13 protein-coding genes are annotated in these 17289 nt (G+C 30.2%); 6 read left to right on the top strand and 7 right to left on the bottom strand.

The genetic code is table 11. The features are described 5' to 3' along the window. The first annotated feature begins 150 nt into the window (after positions 1–150). On the top strand, positions 151–423 hold the full coding sequence (locus M2214_RS02725; RefSeq protein ID WP_248482577.1) for an endolytic transglycosylase MltG: 273 nt from the start codon (positions 151–153) through the stop codon (positions 421–423). A gap of 6 nt (positions 424–429) precedes the next feature. Here M2214_RS02725 and M2214_RS02720 read toward each other — a convergent pair whose 3' ends face one another. Continuing rightward, a complete protein-coding gene (locus M2214_RS02720) occupies positions 430–2109 on the bottom strand; it encodes an EAL domain-containing protein (RefSeq protein WP_248482574.1) in 1680 nt (559 codons plus the stop codon). Between the two features lie 184 nt (positions 2110–2293). Then, on the bottom strand, positions 2294–3007 hold the full coding sequence (locus tag M2214_RS02715; RefSeq protein ID WP_248482572.1) for a PrsW family intramembrane metalloprotease: 714 nt from the start codon (positions 3005–3007) through the stop codon (positions 2294–2296). 103 nt (positions 3008–3110) lie between these two features. Here M2214_RS02715 and M2214_RS02710 point away from each other — a divergent pair, with 103 nt between their 5' ends. The 3 genes from M2214_RS02710 (at position 3111) to M2214_RS02700 (ending at position 7004) form a co-directional block, all read left to right on the top strand. Next, entirely contained in the window at positions 3111–4409 is a 1299-nt protein-coding gene (locus M2214_RS02710; protein ID WP_248482570.1) for a LysM peptidoglycan-binding domain-containing protein, read from the top strand. A 2-nt stretch (positions 4410–4411) separates the two neighbouring features. Then, the gene (locus M2214_RS02705) at positions 4412–5662 is read left to right on the top strand and encodes a peptidoglycan-binding domain-containing protein (RefSeq protein ID WP_248482568.1); all 1251 of its coding nucleotides are present in this window, start codon (positions 4412–4414) and stop codon (positions 5660–5662) included. Positions 5663–5753: 91 nt separating this feature from the next. After that, entirely contained in the window at positions 5754–7004 is a 1251-nt protein-coding gene (locus tag M2214_RS02700; RefSeq protein WP_248482566.1) for a peptidoglycan-binding domain-containing protein, read from the top strand. Between the two features lie 67 nt (positions 7005–7071). Here M2214_RS02700 and M2214_RS02690 read toward each other — a convergent pair whose 3' ends face one another. Further along, positions 7072–10353 (bottom strand): S8 family peptidase, encoded by a 3282-nt coding sequence (locus M2214_RS02690; RefSeq protein WP_305879806.1) that lies wholly within the window; start codon positions 10351–10353, stop codon positions 7072–7074. Between the two features lie 155 nt (positions 10354–10508). Between M2214_RS02690 and M2214_RS02685 the strand changes: the two genes are divergently transcribed. Beyond that, positions 10509–10934, top strand: coding sequence for a DUF3783 domain-containing protein (locus tag M2214_RS02685; RefSeq protein ID WP_248482564.1), 426 nt, complete (start codon positions 10509–10511; stop codon positions 10932–10934). A gap of 117 nt (positions 10935–11051) precedes the next feature. After that, complete coding sequence (locus tag M2214_RS02680; RefSeq protein WP_248482562.1) at positions 11052–11252, top strand: cold-shock protein; 201 nt, start codon at positions 11052–11054, stop codon at positions 11250–11252. Between the two features lie 153 nt (positions 11253–11405). Here M2214_RS02680 and M2214_RS02675 read toward each other — a convergent pair whose 3' ends face one another. The 4 genes from M2214_RS02675 to M2214_RS02660 form a co-directional block, all read right to left on the bottom strand. Beyond that, positions 11406–13028 (bottom strand): Na/Pi cotransporter family protein, encoded by a 1623-nt coding sequence (locus M2214_RS02675; protein WP_248482560.1) that lies wholly within the window; start codon positions 13026–13028, stop codon positions 11406–11408. A gap of 872 nt (positions 13029–13900) precedes the next feature. Continuing rightward, positions 13901–15304: a Na+/H+ antiporter NhaC gene (gene nhaC, locus M2214_RS02670; protein ID WP_248482558.1), complete on the bottom strand. Its 1404-nt coding sequence runs from the start codon at positions 15302–15304 to the stop codon at positions 13901–13903. 309 nt (positions 15305–15613) lie between these two features. Then, positions 15614–15775: a hypothetical protein gene (locus M2214_RS02665; protein WP_248482556.1), complete on the bottom strand. Its 162-nt coding sequence runs from the start codon at positions 15773–15775 to the stop codon at positions 15614–15616. Positions 15776–16132: 357 nt separating this feature from the next. Further along, complete coding sequence (locus M2214_RS02660; protein ID WP_248482554.1) at positions 16133–17233, bottom strand: hypothetical protein; 1101 nt, start codon at positions 17231–17233, stop codon at positions 16133–16135. Between the last annotated feature and the right edge of the window lie 56 nt (positions 17234–17289).

The following is a 17289-nucleotide window of genomic DNA, read 5'->3' as shown; positions in this document are numbered from 1 at the left end:
ATAGCAAAGGAGGTCATTACAATAGAACGATTTAAAGATGTTTTTTATGAAATAAGCGATTTATTATTAGGATTTCTTGTTTTATTAATCATAATAGCCACTATAGGGTATCAATTCTATGGATGGTTTGATAAAGATAAAGAATCTGTAATGAATATAAACACTACTATTGAAGATACAAAAACTCCATCTGAAGATAATTCTAAAATTGCTATGCAAGATGTCGTATATTTCCAAGTCAAATCAGGGCAATCAGGTGCTCAAGTAGCTAGTAACCTTGAAGATCTAGGACTAATTGAATCGTCTCAAGATTTTTTAGCAAAGTTAAAAGAATTAAATCTTGAGAATTCTATAAAGGCAAATACATATAAGCTAAAAACAGAATTATCTATAGATGAAATAATATCTATACTTACAAAATAGGCGCTATTATACAATAGCGCCTTTTTTTTCGTTCTCATATATCATTTTTTCTAGTTTTTCAATAGGTACAGGTTTACTGTATAAATATCCCTGATAAGACTGACAATCTAATTCATTCAATAAATTTAGTTGATCTACAGTCTCTACTCCTTCAGCTAAAACCTTAAGATTTAGAGCTTTTGACATATCGATAATAGCCTTCATTATAGTTCTATTTACATTATTAAAACAGATTTCATCTACAAATAATTTATCTATTTTAACCTTATCTATAGGTAAATCCTTCAAATAACTTAATGATGAGTAACCCTTTCCAAAATCATCTAAAAGTATTTTTATCCCCTTGTTTCTTAATATGTTTAAGATGTTATAAACATATTCTTTATCTTCCATGGCAGCCGTTTCTATTATTTCAATACTTATATACTTAGGGTCTATTTTTGTAGATTCAAATACACTTTCTACATACGGAATAAAATTTTCTTCATGCAATAGCTTTGGAGATATATTAACAGAAATATTTATGGGTTCCTTACCTCTATCTATCCAGTCTCTTATTTGAAGGCATGCAAGCTTTACTATATGTTTATCTAATGTTTTTATAAAACCTGTTTCTTCTGCTATAGGTATAAATTCATTGGGATAGATCATTCCCTTTTTAGTATGATTCCATCTAACAAGAGCTTCAACCCCAATTATTTGGTTTGTACTTATATCCACTTTAGGCTGATAATGTAGCCTAAACTCATCCTTCTGTATTCCAATTCTAAGACTTTCTGCAATGTCGAATTTATATTTTATCTGACTGTGAATATTATCATTGTAAAACTGATAACCATTCCCCTGACTTTCCTTGGTTTTATGCATAGCTATCTCAACATTTTCCATAAGTGTTTCCATATCATTTCCATTTTTAGGATATAAACAAATACCTACACTACATGTTATATGTACAGTTGTATCTTCTAATTCAAATGGTTTTCTAAATCTATGCACGATATTTTTAGCGATTTCGGTTATTTCATTTTCATTTTCAATATCATTGAGTATTATAAAAAATTCATCTCCACCATATCTTGCTAAATAATCTTCTACTCTAATATTTCCCTTAATCCTTCCCGCTACTTTTTTTAATATATTATCTCCATGCCTACGTCCTAACGAATCATTTATCAATTTGAATCTATCTAAATCTACAAATAATATAGCAAATTTTTTATTTTCTGATAGAGCCTTTTTGATATTTTTCTCAAGATCTCTTCTATTTGGAAGTTCTGTTAAAGAATCATTAAATTCAGTATGAGTTATTTCTTTTAATAAAGTTTCTTTTTCTATTATGGTTTTAAAAAAACCATAAGCAATAAATATTATTGCTAATATTATTGAGCTATTAAATAAAATATTAATTATCCAGTTATTTAATATATTATACTCCATTACATTTACTATATCTCCAAATAGATATATGGAGAAAAATATCCATCCAAGGCTTAGATTTTTCATCTTTAACTTCACTGATATCACAAAACATAATAAAGATAGGACATACCCCAATGTTTTAATAAAAAAATCGAATATGCTAGATTGAATATTTCCTTTAAAAGGTATATTATTTAAAAATAATATATTTATAAAGAAAACACCAATCGCCAATATAATCCAATTTATATAGAATTTGTATTTCATAAAATCCCCCAAAATATGTTTAATTATATTCTTTTCTGTTTGATTAAATAAATATATAGAATTATTTGCTTAAAATATATTATATCGTCTTAAAACTACTTTACTATAATAATATTATAAATCAAATAGTATATATTTACTAAATAATATCATAAATTAAATAGTATATATTAATTTTTTAACTTTATTCCTTCTGTATTTTATTTATAAATCCAAATCTATCTTTTGATTCTTGTGTATATTTATTTAACTTACTCAAATTTATCTTCCATAGATAGATTACATAAGGTACAAATAAAGCCATCAATATAGGCATATTAGACATCAATATAAAATCAAATATACCATGAAGTATTATCGGCATAGTCAAAGATTTCCGCATATATTTTTTGCAAACACGCTCTTCCATGACACAGTATTTTGCAAGAGATAAGTAATATCCCATAGTTACTCCATATAACATATGAGATGGTACTGAAAATATTCCTCTTCCTATTCCAATAGTAGGATTTGAGCTAAATTTAAATGCAACATACATTATATTCTCTATAGTTGCAAATCCAAGTGATGCAAACGTACAATATACTATTCCATCGAGTTTTTCATTAAAATGAGCACTTTTAAATGCACTTTTTAAAACTACTAATCTCTTAAAATACTCCTCCGTAAACCCTGCAACTATAAAAGCTGTATAAAAAGGCCACATTATACCTGAAAATACATTGAACCTATCTAATATTTTTTCAACTATAATAGTTGGAATAACAGATAAACACCCCAGTATAAATACTTTAAATAAAAGCTCTGGGGGTTCTTTATCATATCTATCTGTAAGATATATTCCAATTAAAAGTGCAAAAGCTGGTGCTGTTGCTGTAATCAAAAGTTTAATATTCATAATCTTCCTCCAAACACTTTATTTAATTTTATTATTCCCAAAATCACTTAACAAAATATTATTTTTTTCATACTATATAATAATTTAATTTAGGAGGGGTAAAATGGAAATTTATAAAGTAAATAACGGAGATAGCCTTTATGATATTTCAAATAAGTTCAATGTATCTATAGATGATATCGTAAAAGCTAATAATCTTCCCTATTATGATAAAGTAGCTGTTGGAATGAATCTTTTAATACCTTCAAATTCGAATAAGGTTAATAAGAATTATTTCGACTATAAAGTAAAAGTTGGTGATTTCTTGTATAAGATAGCCAAAAAATTTAATATAGATTACAAAGATATAATAAATATAAATAATTTAAAATCTCCATATGTAGTTTATCCTGGTCAAACTATCAAAATACCTAGTTCTAGCACACGACAATCTATTTCTACGCTACCTTTTTTTCAGCCTGGAAAAGATTACGAAAAATATTATGATTATATAAAGCAAGTATCAGATGAATTAACTTATATGGCTATTTTTGATGTAAGAACCGATAAGGATGGAAATTTAATCAGTGAAGTCCCAGATGGTTTGTCCCAGTTTGTACTAGACAATAACATAAGTCCACTTCCTGTTATAACTAATTTTGATGGAGTTAATTTTAATAAAGATTTAGCAAGAGAAGTTTTAACAGATAATGTGGATACATTGATAGATAACATAGTTAAATTAACTATCGATAACAATTACGGAGGAGTTATCCTAGATTTTGAAAACCTATATCCAGATGATAGAGATTTATTTAATACTTTTGTCAAAAAACTATCTGAAAAACTTCATGAAAATAATAAAGTACTTGGAATGGCTATTGCCCCTAAATGGGAAGATTGGTCTGATAGACCTTGGGTTGGATTCTTCGACTATGAAGAGCTAGGAAAATACTTGGATATAGCATATATTATGACTTATGAATGGGGATGGGTAGGTGGAGATCCTCAGCCTATAGCACCTCTTCCTAATGTAAAAAAAGTACTCGATTACGCTATAACCAAAATGCCTAAAGATGTAATCTATATGGGAGTAAATTTATACGGATATGATTGGCTTGTTTATAAATATAAACAAGAGTCTGCAGAGACAGTAACACTTGAAAATGCATACAAACTAGCAATAGACAATAATGCTCAAATAATGTGGAATAATCAATCTAAAACTCCGTACTTTAGATATACAGATAGTAATAATGATCTTCATGAGGTTCATTTTGAAGATGCTCTAAGCCAATTATATAAGCATGAACTTGCAAGAGATATGAATCTTGAAGGTATTGGTTATTGGGTTTTAAATACTGAAATAGCTCCTACTTGGTATATTCTAGACGACTTATTTGAGGTTAGGAAGGTGATGTAATAATGGCGGATGGTAGCTTGTTAGTTCAAGTTATAGATAGCAAAACTAAAACTCCAATATCAGGTTGTAGAGTTAATATTTACTCAACAGAAACTGATGCTCAAAAGACTTTAGCAGAAAATATCCCGACAAATGAATTTGGTCAAACACCAGTTATAAATTTACCAGCACCTGACCTTAAATATTCACAAAAGCCATCAGATGTAAGGCCTTATAGCACCTACGTAGTAGAGGTTATAAAAGATGGATATATAGATGTTATAGTCGATGGTATTCAAATACTGGCAACAGAACTTGCTATTCAAAATATAGAGCTTGATAAAATACAAAACACCAGGTTCATGAGACAAGAAAGTGAAATTGTAGTTATTAGCGAACATACTCTATGGGGAATATTTCCTCCAAAAATTCCTGAAGCACCAAATAAGATTATACCGCCACCTACAGGATTTGTAGTTTTAGATTTCCCTCAAGTTCCAGAGTACATTATAGTACATGACGGTTCACCAGATGATGATTCTGCTCCTAACTATTGGGTTAGATATAAAGACTATATAAAAAATGTAGCATCATCTGAAATATACTCAACATGGCCAATAAGCACAATATACGCAAATGTATGTGCTATAATATCATTTACTTTAAACAGAGTTTTTACAGAATGGTATCGAGGAAAAGGAAAAAACTTTACTATAACATCATCAACAGCATTCGATCATAAATGGGTATACGGAAGAAATATATTCGAAAATATAAGTTTAGTTGTAGACGATATATTCAATCTATACTTTAGTAGACCAGGAGATAGAAGGCAACCTCTTCTTTCTCAGTACTGTGATGGTGTTCGAGTTGAATGTCCTACATGGATGACTCAATGGGGTAGCAAATATCAGGGAGACCTAGGTAAATCTTATGATGAAATATTAAAATTTTTTTACGGACCTAATATCGGATTTAAAAGAGCTCAAGTCGTAACAGGAGTCCCTACCTCTTATCCTGGTTATACCCTAGGAATTGGCTCAAGTGGAAATGAAGTTAGAACAATACAGAATCAGCTAAATAGAATAGCTCAAAACTATCCTGCTATACCTAAAGTAAAGGTAGATGGTATATATGGAGATTCAACTGCTGAAGCTGTAAAAGTATTTCAAGAAATATTTAGATTGCCAGTTACAGGAACAGTAGATTTTCGTACTTGGTTTAAAATTTCTGATATTTATGTAGCTGTTACTAAAATTGCAGAATTGAAATGATAAAGGTATTGGCTATTGCGTATTAAACACAAAATAGCTCCTACTTTGTATATTCTAAACGATTTTTTTAAGTTAGGAAGGTGATTTGATAATGGCAGACGGTAGCTTATTAGTTCAAGTTATAGATAGAGAAACTAAAACGCCAATACCTGATTGTAGAATTAATATTTACTCTACAGCAACTGACACCCAAAAGACCTTAGCAGAAAATGTTCCAACAAATATATCTGGTCAAACATCAATTATAAATTTGCCAGCGCCAGACATTGAGTATTCACAAAAACCATCAGATGTAAGGCCTTATAGCGACTACGTAGTAGAAGTTATAAAAGATGGATATATAGATGTTATAGTAGAAGGTGTTCAAATATTTGCAACACAGATTTCTATTCAAACGATAGAGCTTGATAAAATACAAAACACTAGATTTATGAGACAAGAATCAGAAATTATAGTTATTGGGGCAAACACCCTATGGGGAAATTATCCTCCAAAGATTCCAGAGGCACCGAATAAGGTTATACCTCCGCCTTCAGGCTTTGTAGTTTTAGATTACCCTCAAGTTCCTGAATATATTGTAGTGCACGATGGTTCACCGGATGATAATTCTGCGCCTAACTATTGGGTTCGATATAAGGACTATATAAAAAATGTAGCATCATCTGAAATATACTCAACATGGCCAATAAGCACAATATACGCAAATGTATGTGCTATAGTATCATTTACTTTAAACAGAGTTTTTACAGAATGGTATAGAGGAAAAGGGAAAAATTTCACTATAACATCATCAACGGCATTCGATCACAAATGGATATACGGCAGAAATATATTCGAAAATATAAGTTTAATTGTAGATGATATATTCAATCTATACTTTAAAAGACCAGCAGATAGAAGACAGCCCCTTCTTGCTCAATACTGCGATGGTGTTCAAGTTCAATGTCCAACCTGGATGACTCAATGGGGCAGTAAATATCAAGGAGATCTAGGTAAATCTTATGATGGAATATTAAAATACTTTTACGGAAATGATATAGGATTTGATAGAGCCCAAGTAGTAACAGGAGTCCCTACATCATATCCTGGTTATACTTTAGGAATTGGTTCAAGTGGAAATGCGGTTAGAACAATACAAACCCAGCTAAATAGAATAGCTCAAAACTATCCTGCTATACCTAAGATGAAAGTAGATGGTGTATATGGAGACTCAACTGCCGAATCTGTAAGAGTATTCCAAGAAGTATTCAGATTACCAGTTACAGGAACAGTAGATTTCCGTACTTGGTTTAAGATTTCTGATATATTTGTAGCTGTTACTAAAATTGCAGAATTAAAATAAAAATCTTTTATTTTTCTAATAAAAAAGAGCGAAGGCGTAAGCTTCACTCTTTTTTCTTTATATATCTTCATATATCTTCTTTTTTAACTTGTGATGAATATCTCCAATTAAATGCAGATCTTATTTTTTCAAAAGCACGTCGTAGATCAAGTGAACCATATCCCCAAGATGTATTAGGATATTCATTCCCTTCTCTCATTTTAGCTCCTCTTATTAGATAAGTTTTAACCTTTGGAGTATACATTCTTGTATCATTTCCTTCTACAATCCCCCACTGTAAAAGCTGTGCTATAGCACCTGCTACATGAGCTCCTGCAGCACTTGTTCCTGTAATAGTTCCATATCCACCACCTGGAGTAGTGGAAGTTATATTAACTCCTGGAGCTACTAAATCTGGCTTTATTCTATCATCTCTAGTTGGACCTCTTGAAGAAGCTCTATATAAACTATTATCTTCATGATTATAGGCTCCCACAGTTATTCCAGCTTCTGCTGTACCTGGAGTAACTATAGTTCCATAAGGGTCTGGCTTTAAGAATTCAGTTCCTTCTGCAAGCAATTCTTTATTAGGTAAGTACATATCGTATCTTCCATCTACAATATAATCTCCATATAATTTTATAATCCAATTTCCCGGTTTTATATTTTTGAAAGAAATACCTATAAACTCATCTCCAGTAAGCTCATCTGGAAATTTATAAGTAATATTTGTTTCTGCACCTTCCATTGTGAATTTCACAAGTTCCGTTTCGCTTAATTTAGCTGGTATTTTATCAATAGCATCCCCCGTTGGAGAAACCAAGCCCACAGATACCCTATCAGGCTTTTTCCCCCAAAAGTAAACTTCTAAATCATTTTGATTCTCTCCAACTTTAAGCTCTATTTCTTGAACTTCTCCAGTATTATTAAATTTCCCACTATAATGAGTTTTAGTATCTGCTTCATTACCTGCACCTGAAACAGCGATTATTCCTCTATTTCTAGTTAATTCATATATATAATTTTCTATCATGGTTTTACCATCATGACTTCCTTCATTTGAGCCCACAGATACATTTATAACTAAAGGCATACCAAGCTCTTGTGCCTTTTCATATGCGTATTTTATTCCAAGCATTAAATCCGAGGAATTATAATAGCCACCATGATCTTCTAATTTTACAACTACAAACTCACTATCAGGAGCAGCTCCTACATATTTTTCGTCTACACTTCCTCTTCCTCCTATTATTCCTGCTACTAATGTGCCATGGCCAGTTTCATCTTCAGTTTCTAATTTTTCTCCTGTTTGAATTGCTTCATTTATTTCTTCTCTTGTATATTCTCTTCCAAATACAAATCCTTCTGGTGGATTTCCCTCTAGATTTTGATCCCAAATACTGACTATCTTAGAAGTATCATCTTCATATATAAAATCAGGATGAGAATAATCTATCCCTGAATCAATTATAGCTACCAAAACATCTCTTCCTGTCTGAGGAATATATGGATGTTTGTGGAAAAATTTAGATCCAGTCTCTTCTATACTAGTATCTATAAGAGGTACCATTCTCATAGGCCTTCTTACAGCAACTATATTACCTATTGTTTCTACTAATATTTCTGCATTAAAATCATCAGGAACATATATAACTGCATATCTATCATTTAGCTTTTGAATTTTATCAATTCCCATTTTGCTTAATTCCTCGGTTATATCTCTTTGATATTCTATTATATATTCTTCCAACCCATCATTCTGATCCATATAATTATCCTCATCCCTATATAAATTTCTAAGACCTTGTGTAGTAATATCTCTTAAATTCAATTCACCATACCCCCAAATTTCGTCTGGATATTCTAAAAAACTCTTATCTCTTGTAGCATTTTTCAATATTAAAGCTTTAATTCTATCAGCATATAGAAATGGATCATTTTCGTCAACTATTCCCCACTCCATTAAAAGAGCTATACTTCCAGCTACTTGTGGAGCTGACATACTAGTTCCTGAAAGAGAAGCTAATCCTCCTCCTGGAAAGCTAGATACTATATCCTCACCAGGAGCTACTATATCAGGTTTTACTACATTCCTAGATACATCACCTCTTCCCGAGAAAGATGAAGTTGTATCTGTTGTATGATCATAACTTCCAACAGATATAACTCGTTTAGACGTGGCTGGAGTTGTTATTGTAAGCTCTATATTTGGATCTAAAAATTTAGTATTCTCACTTAATTTTTCTGATATAGGTAAATATAAATCTACATCGCCTTCTACAACTTCACTAGCATCAATTATTATCTTCCATATACCTTCTTGAATATATGGATTGCCTTTTAGATTAATCCTAGCTTGTTCTCTTAATGTATATGGAGTTGGTGGAAGAAAAAAGGACCTCATCTTAGTATTTCCTAACATAGCGTCTATTTCTCCGGAATTTTCTCCAATGTTTGGACTAGACACACCAGATGGACTTACAACTTTAAAGGTGAAATCATCCGCAAATTTCTTCCATATAGCAATATCAAGCTCCATTTCTCCAGGTCCTACAGAAAATTCAATTGGCTTTGATACATCTTCTTCAAGCTTTACATACTTATGATGTCCCTTATCACCTTCATTACCAGCCGCAACAACAATAGACGTTTTCCATCTTTGTGACATATCATCTAGGTATTCTTCAAACAAAGAAGTTCCATCATGGGGGCCTTCGTTAGTTCCATAGCTTATATTTATAACTACAGGTTTACCTAGTTTCTCTGATTCATCTATTATATACTTTACAGCCCTCATAAACTCTGTTGTTCGAGCAAATGACTCTATCCCCTTACTGCCCACCTTAACAGCTATTATATCGGCATCTGGAGCTACAGAGGATGCTATTCCCGCTACATGTGTCCCATGTCCTACCTGATCCATAAAAGGAATACTTTCTTCACCTGAGAGAGCTTTATTAATATCTTCATTAGTATAAACATATCCTTCTTCAAACCCCTCTGGTGGATTACCTTCTCTTGTTTGGTCCCATATACTTATGATCTTTGATGTAGAATCTTCATTAACAAAATAAGGATGCCTATAATCTATTCCAGAATCTATAATCCCTATTATAACTCCATCTCCAGCAAGACCTGTTGTGCTTTTAAAAGAATCTATTCCACTTGCTTCAGAACCTGTTAAACTCGGTCCCAAAACAAAAGGTCTCTCTATATATTCTATCTCTTCATAATCTAGTAGTTTTGGTATATCTTCTTCTTTTAAAGTAATTATTGCAAATCTTTCATTTAAAAGTTCAACAACTGCATCTAGGTCTTCTTGTATTTTTGATAAATCACCATGATATTTAACTATAACTTCAAAATCCAACTTATTTACCTCCTTATCATGTAAAGCGAAACTTAATCCAGTTTGTATAAATTAAAGCTTATATTAAATTGTATGTTCAAAAATCAAAAACAAGCTTTTAAATATATTTTTTTGGGATATAAATATAATATGATATTTATAAAGGAGTGTTAAAAATGAGTTTTAATAGAATAGATGATAAAAACAATGAAAGACCTAATGATCCTCATAAAATTTTAATTTATGGATATTCTGAACAAGATATGATTAAGTTTGAAAGTTTATTCAAAAATATTGGTGAAAGTAACTTTGTGTTTTTAAATAAGTCAAATTTGAACCAAAAAGTATATGATATAATCGTTTCGAGCGATACTTCTCAAAATAATAATTCAAACGAAGATTTTCCTCATATCCCATTTATACTTTTAAGTGGTTTTTCACATAAAGAAATTATAGATTTCTTTAATTTTATAAAAGAAAATAATTTTCCAAAACCATTGGTAGCATTACTAACAAAAACTAATAAATCATGGTTTCTAAAGGATTTAATAAAAGATGTATATCAAGAACATATGGTTATGAAAAATAAAAAAAATAAATAGGGGTATATAAAATATAACGTTTGACAATACTAAGTATACATGTTATTCTATATTAGTAATATAGTTACGGAACATGTGTAACAGAGTTACAGAATAATTTTTTTGGAGGCTTTATAAATGAAAACAGGAATAGTTAAATGGTTCAATAGCGAAAAAGGATTCGGATTCATAACAGTAGATGGTGGAGAAGACGTATTCGTACATTTCTCAGCAATCCAAACTGATGGATTCAAAACTTTAGAAGAAGGACAAAAGGTTGAATTCGAAGTAACTGAAGGACCTAAGGGACCTCAAGCTGCTAACGTAACTAAAGCATAATAAATAATTATATATTTTAATATATATTTATTTCAAGGAGAACCTAGTATAATCTAGGTTTTTTCTTTTTTTTGTAATCTTTTTTTATGAAATTGTAATTTTTTTAAATAAAAAAAAGGCTAACTTAAAATATTTTAAGTTAGCCTTCTCTGTTTAACTGTTAGGATTTACATCTATTACATACTTAGCTATATTAGAAGCGTGATCACCTATTCTCTCCATATTACTTATTAATTCTAAGAATACTATTCCCGATTCTATATTACATTTATTGTTATTTAATCTATATATATGATTCTTTCTATATAGTTTTTCCATCTCATCTATTTCTTCTTCTATCTTCAATGTACTTAAAGCTAAATTTATATCTGCATTCTTCATAGCCTCAAGTGACATTTTGTATGCTAACATAACTTTTTCAAACATAACCTTTATATCTTCTACAGCACTATCAGAAAAACGTATATCTTTTTCTATAACTTCTATGCCAAGCTCAGCTATATTGTCAGCATGATCTCCAACTCTTTCTATATCACCTATAATGTGAAACAATCCATCTACTACTTCTCTATGGTTTACAGATAAATCTTTATTTGATAATTTCATTAAGTATTCTGTAAGCATCTTTTGTAACTCATTTATTTTTCTTTCTTTTTCAAAAGTATCATCTACATCTTTTCTAGATTTATTTAAAAGTCCATTCATAGACGATTCAAATGATATTCTAGCCGTCTTACCCATTCTTAAAGTCTCTCTTACAGAATTTGAAAGAGCTATTGATGGTGTTTCAAGAATTCTATCATCTATATACTTAGTAATCTTGTATTCTTGTTCATCTTCGTTTTCAGGTATTACAGTCATAGCAATCTTTACTATGAACATTGCAAATGGGAATTGTATTACAACATTTATAATATTAAATAGAGTATGAGCATTAGCTATTTGTCTTGTAACATCAGTAGGATCAAATCTTGTTACAAGCGCAGTTATAGGCGCACTTAAAATAAAAGCAAATATAGTAGTACCTATTATATTAAATGTTAAATGCATAATAGCTGCTCTTTTTGCATTCTTGCTAGCTCCTATACTAGATAAAAGAGCCGTAACACAAGTTCCTATGTTCTCTCCATATAAGATAGGAAGTGCTGATGATAACGGCATTAAACCTTCAGATGCAAGAGCTAAAAGTATACCCATAGACGCACTACTACTTTGAACTATTACAGTAAGTCCGAATCCCATTAATATACCAAGGAAAGGGTTATGTCCAAAACTTACTAATGCATCCGTAAAACCTTTAACCTCTCTTAAAGGCTTAACAGCATGCTTCATAAAATCCATACCTATAAATAATATACCAAAACCAATTAATATCTCTGCAAATTTCTTGTTTCGTTCATTAGATGAAAATAAATATATTATCATACCTATTCCAACAGCAACTGGTGCTATATCAGTTAATTTAAAAGATACAAGCTGAGCTGTAACTGTAGTACCGATATTAGCTCCCATTATAACTCCTATAGCTTGAGTTAATTTCATTATTCCAGCATTAACAAATCCAACAACCATAACAGTCGTTGCACTACTACTCTGTATAACAGCAGTAACAAATGTTCCAACTAAGACAGCCATAAATCTATTACTAGTTAACATAGCTATTATCTTTTTTAATTTTTCTCCTGCTGCTTTTTGAAGCCCTGCTGCCATCAAATTCATTCCATATAGAAACAATCCAAGACCACCAATTATCCCCATTGCTATTTCTACAGCCATATTATTCCTCCTCGGTTTTATAATTAAATTTTTTTATAATTTCGTCAAATTGTGACCTTCTTAATCTTATCAAAATAAAATATTAGTATTGTTAAATTTAGGTTAAATATAAGTTAAGAAAGAGTTAAAAAAATTATATTCATATTAAGTTAAAGATAAAATTGGTTAAATATAGCTTTAATTTATATAATAATCAGTTTTTTAAAATCTAAAGGTTTAGATATTACAAAAAAATATCTGAATTAAGTTTCGCTTTATTAGTATCTGAATTTCATAAAAAAATATGTGCTATAAAAAAATTCACTTCATGCTATTTTCTTATACATAAAAAACTCTTAGAATAACACTTCTAAGAGCCTAATGAAGAACCACTATGCAACTTTTATAAAAGTATGTACACTAAGAGATACTGAGTTATTTGAAGCCCCAAGCTTCATCCAGAATTTTTTATAAAGAAACTAAAAAAGATCTGCATCTATTTTAAGTAATTTTGCTTCTTTGCTCATATAAAAAACCTCCTATAATTTGTTAATAAGTTTCGAATTTTTAATTAATAATTCAGTAAAATAATTACAATATGTGTGGATAACGTTTTTATTATGTGTATAAAATTGTTTTTTCTCGAAGAATACGATAAAAAATTCGCTTCATGCTAACGCATGGCTCATATCGCCAACGAGTCCTCCGGGCTTCGTTGCTCAAATAGGTTAAAATATATTAAAATAGCTATTTTACATCGAGGTGATAAAATGAAAGATTATTTTTTAATCAAAGAAATAATGATAAAAAAATCACCAGAAAACATGAGAAATTAGGATTTCAATCAAATAAAAAATACCTATAAACAAAATTGTTTATAGGTATCTTATTCTCTATGCTGTTTCTTCTTCGAAGAATTCCTCATCTACATATTCTATTGTAAATCCTAAGTATCCATAAACTACAGCAACTATAGGATTAATTATATTTAAAAATGCATATGGAAGATACGCAAATGGATGAACTCCAAGAGTTGTTGACATGTAAGCTCCACATGTATTCCATGGAATTAATGCAGAAGTTAGAGTTCCTGAATCCTCAAGAGTTCTAGATAAATTCTTAGGATGTAGTCCTCTCTTTCTATATGCATCCTTATACATTCTACCAGGAACAACTATAGATAAATATTGATCTCCAGTAACTAAGTTAGTGAATACACAAGATAGCACTGTAACAAGTATTAATGAACCTGTACCTTTTGCTAATTTTAATATACTTCCTGCCATACACTGAAGCATACCTGTACTCTCTAGTATACCACCAAAACTAAGTGCACATAATATTAATGATACTGTTCCCATCATACTATCAAGTCCACCTCTAGTTAATAACTGATCAACTACATCAACTCCAGTATTAGATACAAATCCACTTTGAGCTGCCGCTAAAATACTTTCAAGTCCTGCTCCTTGAAATACAACTGCAAATATAGCTCCTATTATAGATCCACCTATAAGTCCAGGTATAGCCGGAACCTTAAATATAACAAGCGCTATAACTAAAAGTGGTGGTACTAATAACATAAGATTTATATTAAACTGACTGTTTAAAGTGTTAAGTATCAAATTAATACTTTCAGAATCAACATCTCCGCCAGCATACTTCATGCCAAGCACTCCATATATAGCAAGTGCTAGTAAAAACGACGGTCCAGTTGTATATAACATATGTCTTACATGATCAAACAATGTAGCTCCTGACATTGCAGGTGCTAAGTTTGTTGTATCTGATAAAGGTGACATTTTATCTCCAAAATAAGAACCAGATATTATAGCTCCTGCTATCATAGGTTCTGACATTCCAAGTCCTTTACCAACACCAACAAGTGCTATACCAACAGTACCAACAGTTGTCCAAGAAGATCCAGTCGAAAGTGCTACCACTGCACATATTATAGCAGTTGCAACTAAGAATACTGATGGTGATAATATCTGAAGCCCATAGTATATCATTGTTGGGACTACACCACTTAATATCCAAGTACCTATAATAGTTCCTATTATCATAAGTATTAATATGGCTTGCATTCCCATATTTATACTCTTTAACATTCCGCTTTCTATTTCTTTCCAAGTATAGCCTATATAAGTCGCCACAAGACCAGCAACAGCAGATGCCGCTATTAATGGTATATGTGGAGATGCCTCAAATTTAAATACTGCTACTGCTAAAAATAATACCAATGAAACTATCGGTATAAGTGATACTCCTAACGTTATACGTTTTTTTTCACTCATAAAAACCCCCTAATTTTTTCGCATAATATTCTGTCTATTGATTTTTCTTTTTCTGCTCACTCATATATTATTAAATAAATGAGACTTTTTAATTAGATTAACATTAGTTACTCAAATTCATTTTTATGATATTTTTTAATTAAACACCCTCTTATTATAAGTTTTTATACATAATCTTCTCGTCTATTATACAGGTTTAATAAATTTTTGTCAATAACCGCCAACTTATCTGATTTTTTAAAATTTTCACTTTCATTTTTCAATTCAATCTTAATATATAATAGTCTTCATTTTAGATAAAATCAATACTTATATATAAACAATATAAAGTGCTTCTTCTTGATTTATAATTCCAAATAAAATCATAAATGATGCACCTAAAAATGCTATTGCAGTTGTATCTATTTTTTTTAAAATAATAAACAGATATTTTACTATAAATATGCTCAAAGCTATCATAGTTTCACACACGATTTATTTAATCTCCTTTCGTTTTTCGTTTTTTATTCTCATATTTGCCAATATAATTATATTAGCAATATATATTTTTTTTACTATCATTCTAGTTGTCCTATACGAAGTGATACTTACTTTTTTATTGCTATTTATTTATAATTTCAATTTTATTATCTTTAATAATTTTTTAGATATTTTATTTTAATTTTTAATCTATAATAATCATATCATCAATTATTTCCTATCAAGAAAAACTAGCTATATGAGCGTAGAAAGTTTAGAAGTTTTGTTGTATTTCATAAGAATATTATGATTTTCTTAGGCACAAAAAAGACTCCCATATTATGAGAGTCTCTTTATATTAAATATTAATTAAAGGTTTTCCTTCATCATTTTTCCTTGTCTATTTCCTTGTTCATGCTCTGGTCTTTGTCCATTTTCTAGTCTATTTCCTCTATTGTCATTTTGATGGTTTTCTTTTATTTTATCTGCTGTATCTTGAGATATTATTCCAGCTTCTACAAGCTCTGTTAAGCCTTCGCCTTTTTCTTTATGATTTTCCTTAAAATATTCTTTTCTTTCCTCTTGCGTCATATCTTTAATTTTTTCCATTTCTACTTGTCTTTCTTCAGCTTTTTTATCTCTAAAATCAGTCCACTTATCAGCTTCATCTTGAGTTATAATCCCATCTTCCACTAATTTATTTATTCTTTCTTCATGCTTTTGTTTATTTAAATCTTCCTTCATTTGATGCATCTTATCTTGTATTTCATCTGCTCTTTGTTGAGTTAATAACCCTTGTTCAACTAATTCAGCAAATATTCCGCCTTTGTTTTCAGGCTTATTCTGCTTCATATATTCAAATTTTTCTTCTTTTGTCATATCTTTAGTAGCCTCTTGCATTTTGGCTCTTTTTTGTTCTTGGAAATCCTTTATCTTATCAGCTTCTTCTTGAGTTATTATACCATATTCTACCAATTTATTTATTCTTTCTTCATGCTTTTGTTTATTTAAATCCACCTTCATTTGATGAATCTTATCTTGTATTTCATCTGCTCTTTCTTGAGTTAATGATCCTTGTTCAACTAATTCAGAAAATATGCCTCCTTTATTTTCAGGTTTATTTTGCTTCATATATTCAAATCTTTCTTGTTTTGTCATATCCTTAGTAGCCTCTTGCATTTCGGCTCTTTTTTGTTCTTGTAATTCCTTCATTTTATCGGCTTCTTCTTGAGTTATAATTCCTTTTTCAACTAAAGTATCTATATCTTTCTTAATGTCATGTTTCTTTTGTTTAAAATCATGCTTTTTAGAATCCATAGCTTTATTCATTTGGCTACTAAAAGATGCTTTATTTGTAAGATTTAAATTGCTAAGCTCATTTGCAAAAGCAACTCCTGCAACAGATGATAATAATGTTCCTCCTATTAAAACTCCACTAAGTAATTTTCTGACTCTTGAATTTGTTTTCATTTTTATTTCCCCTTTCAAATGTTTGATTTCTTAACTTTATTTTAAAGAAATTTTGT

The organism is Tepidibacter aestuarii (genome assembly GCF_934924865.1).
GTDB lineage: Bacteria > Bacillota > Clostridia > Peptostreptococcales > Peptostreptococcaceae > Tepidibacter_A > Tepidibacter_A aestuarii.
Note: the sequence above shows the minus strand (reverse complement) of the source record. Positions and strands in the feature narration are given on the sequence as shown.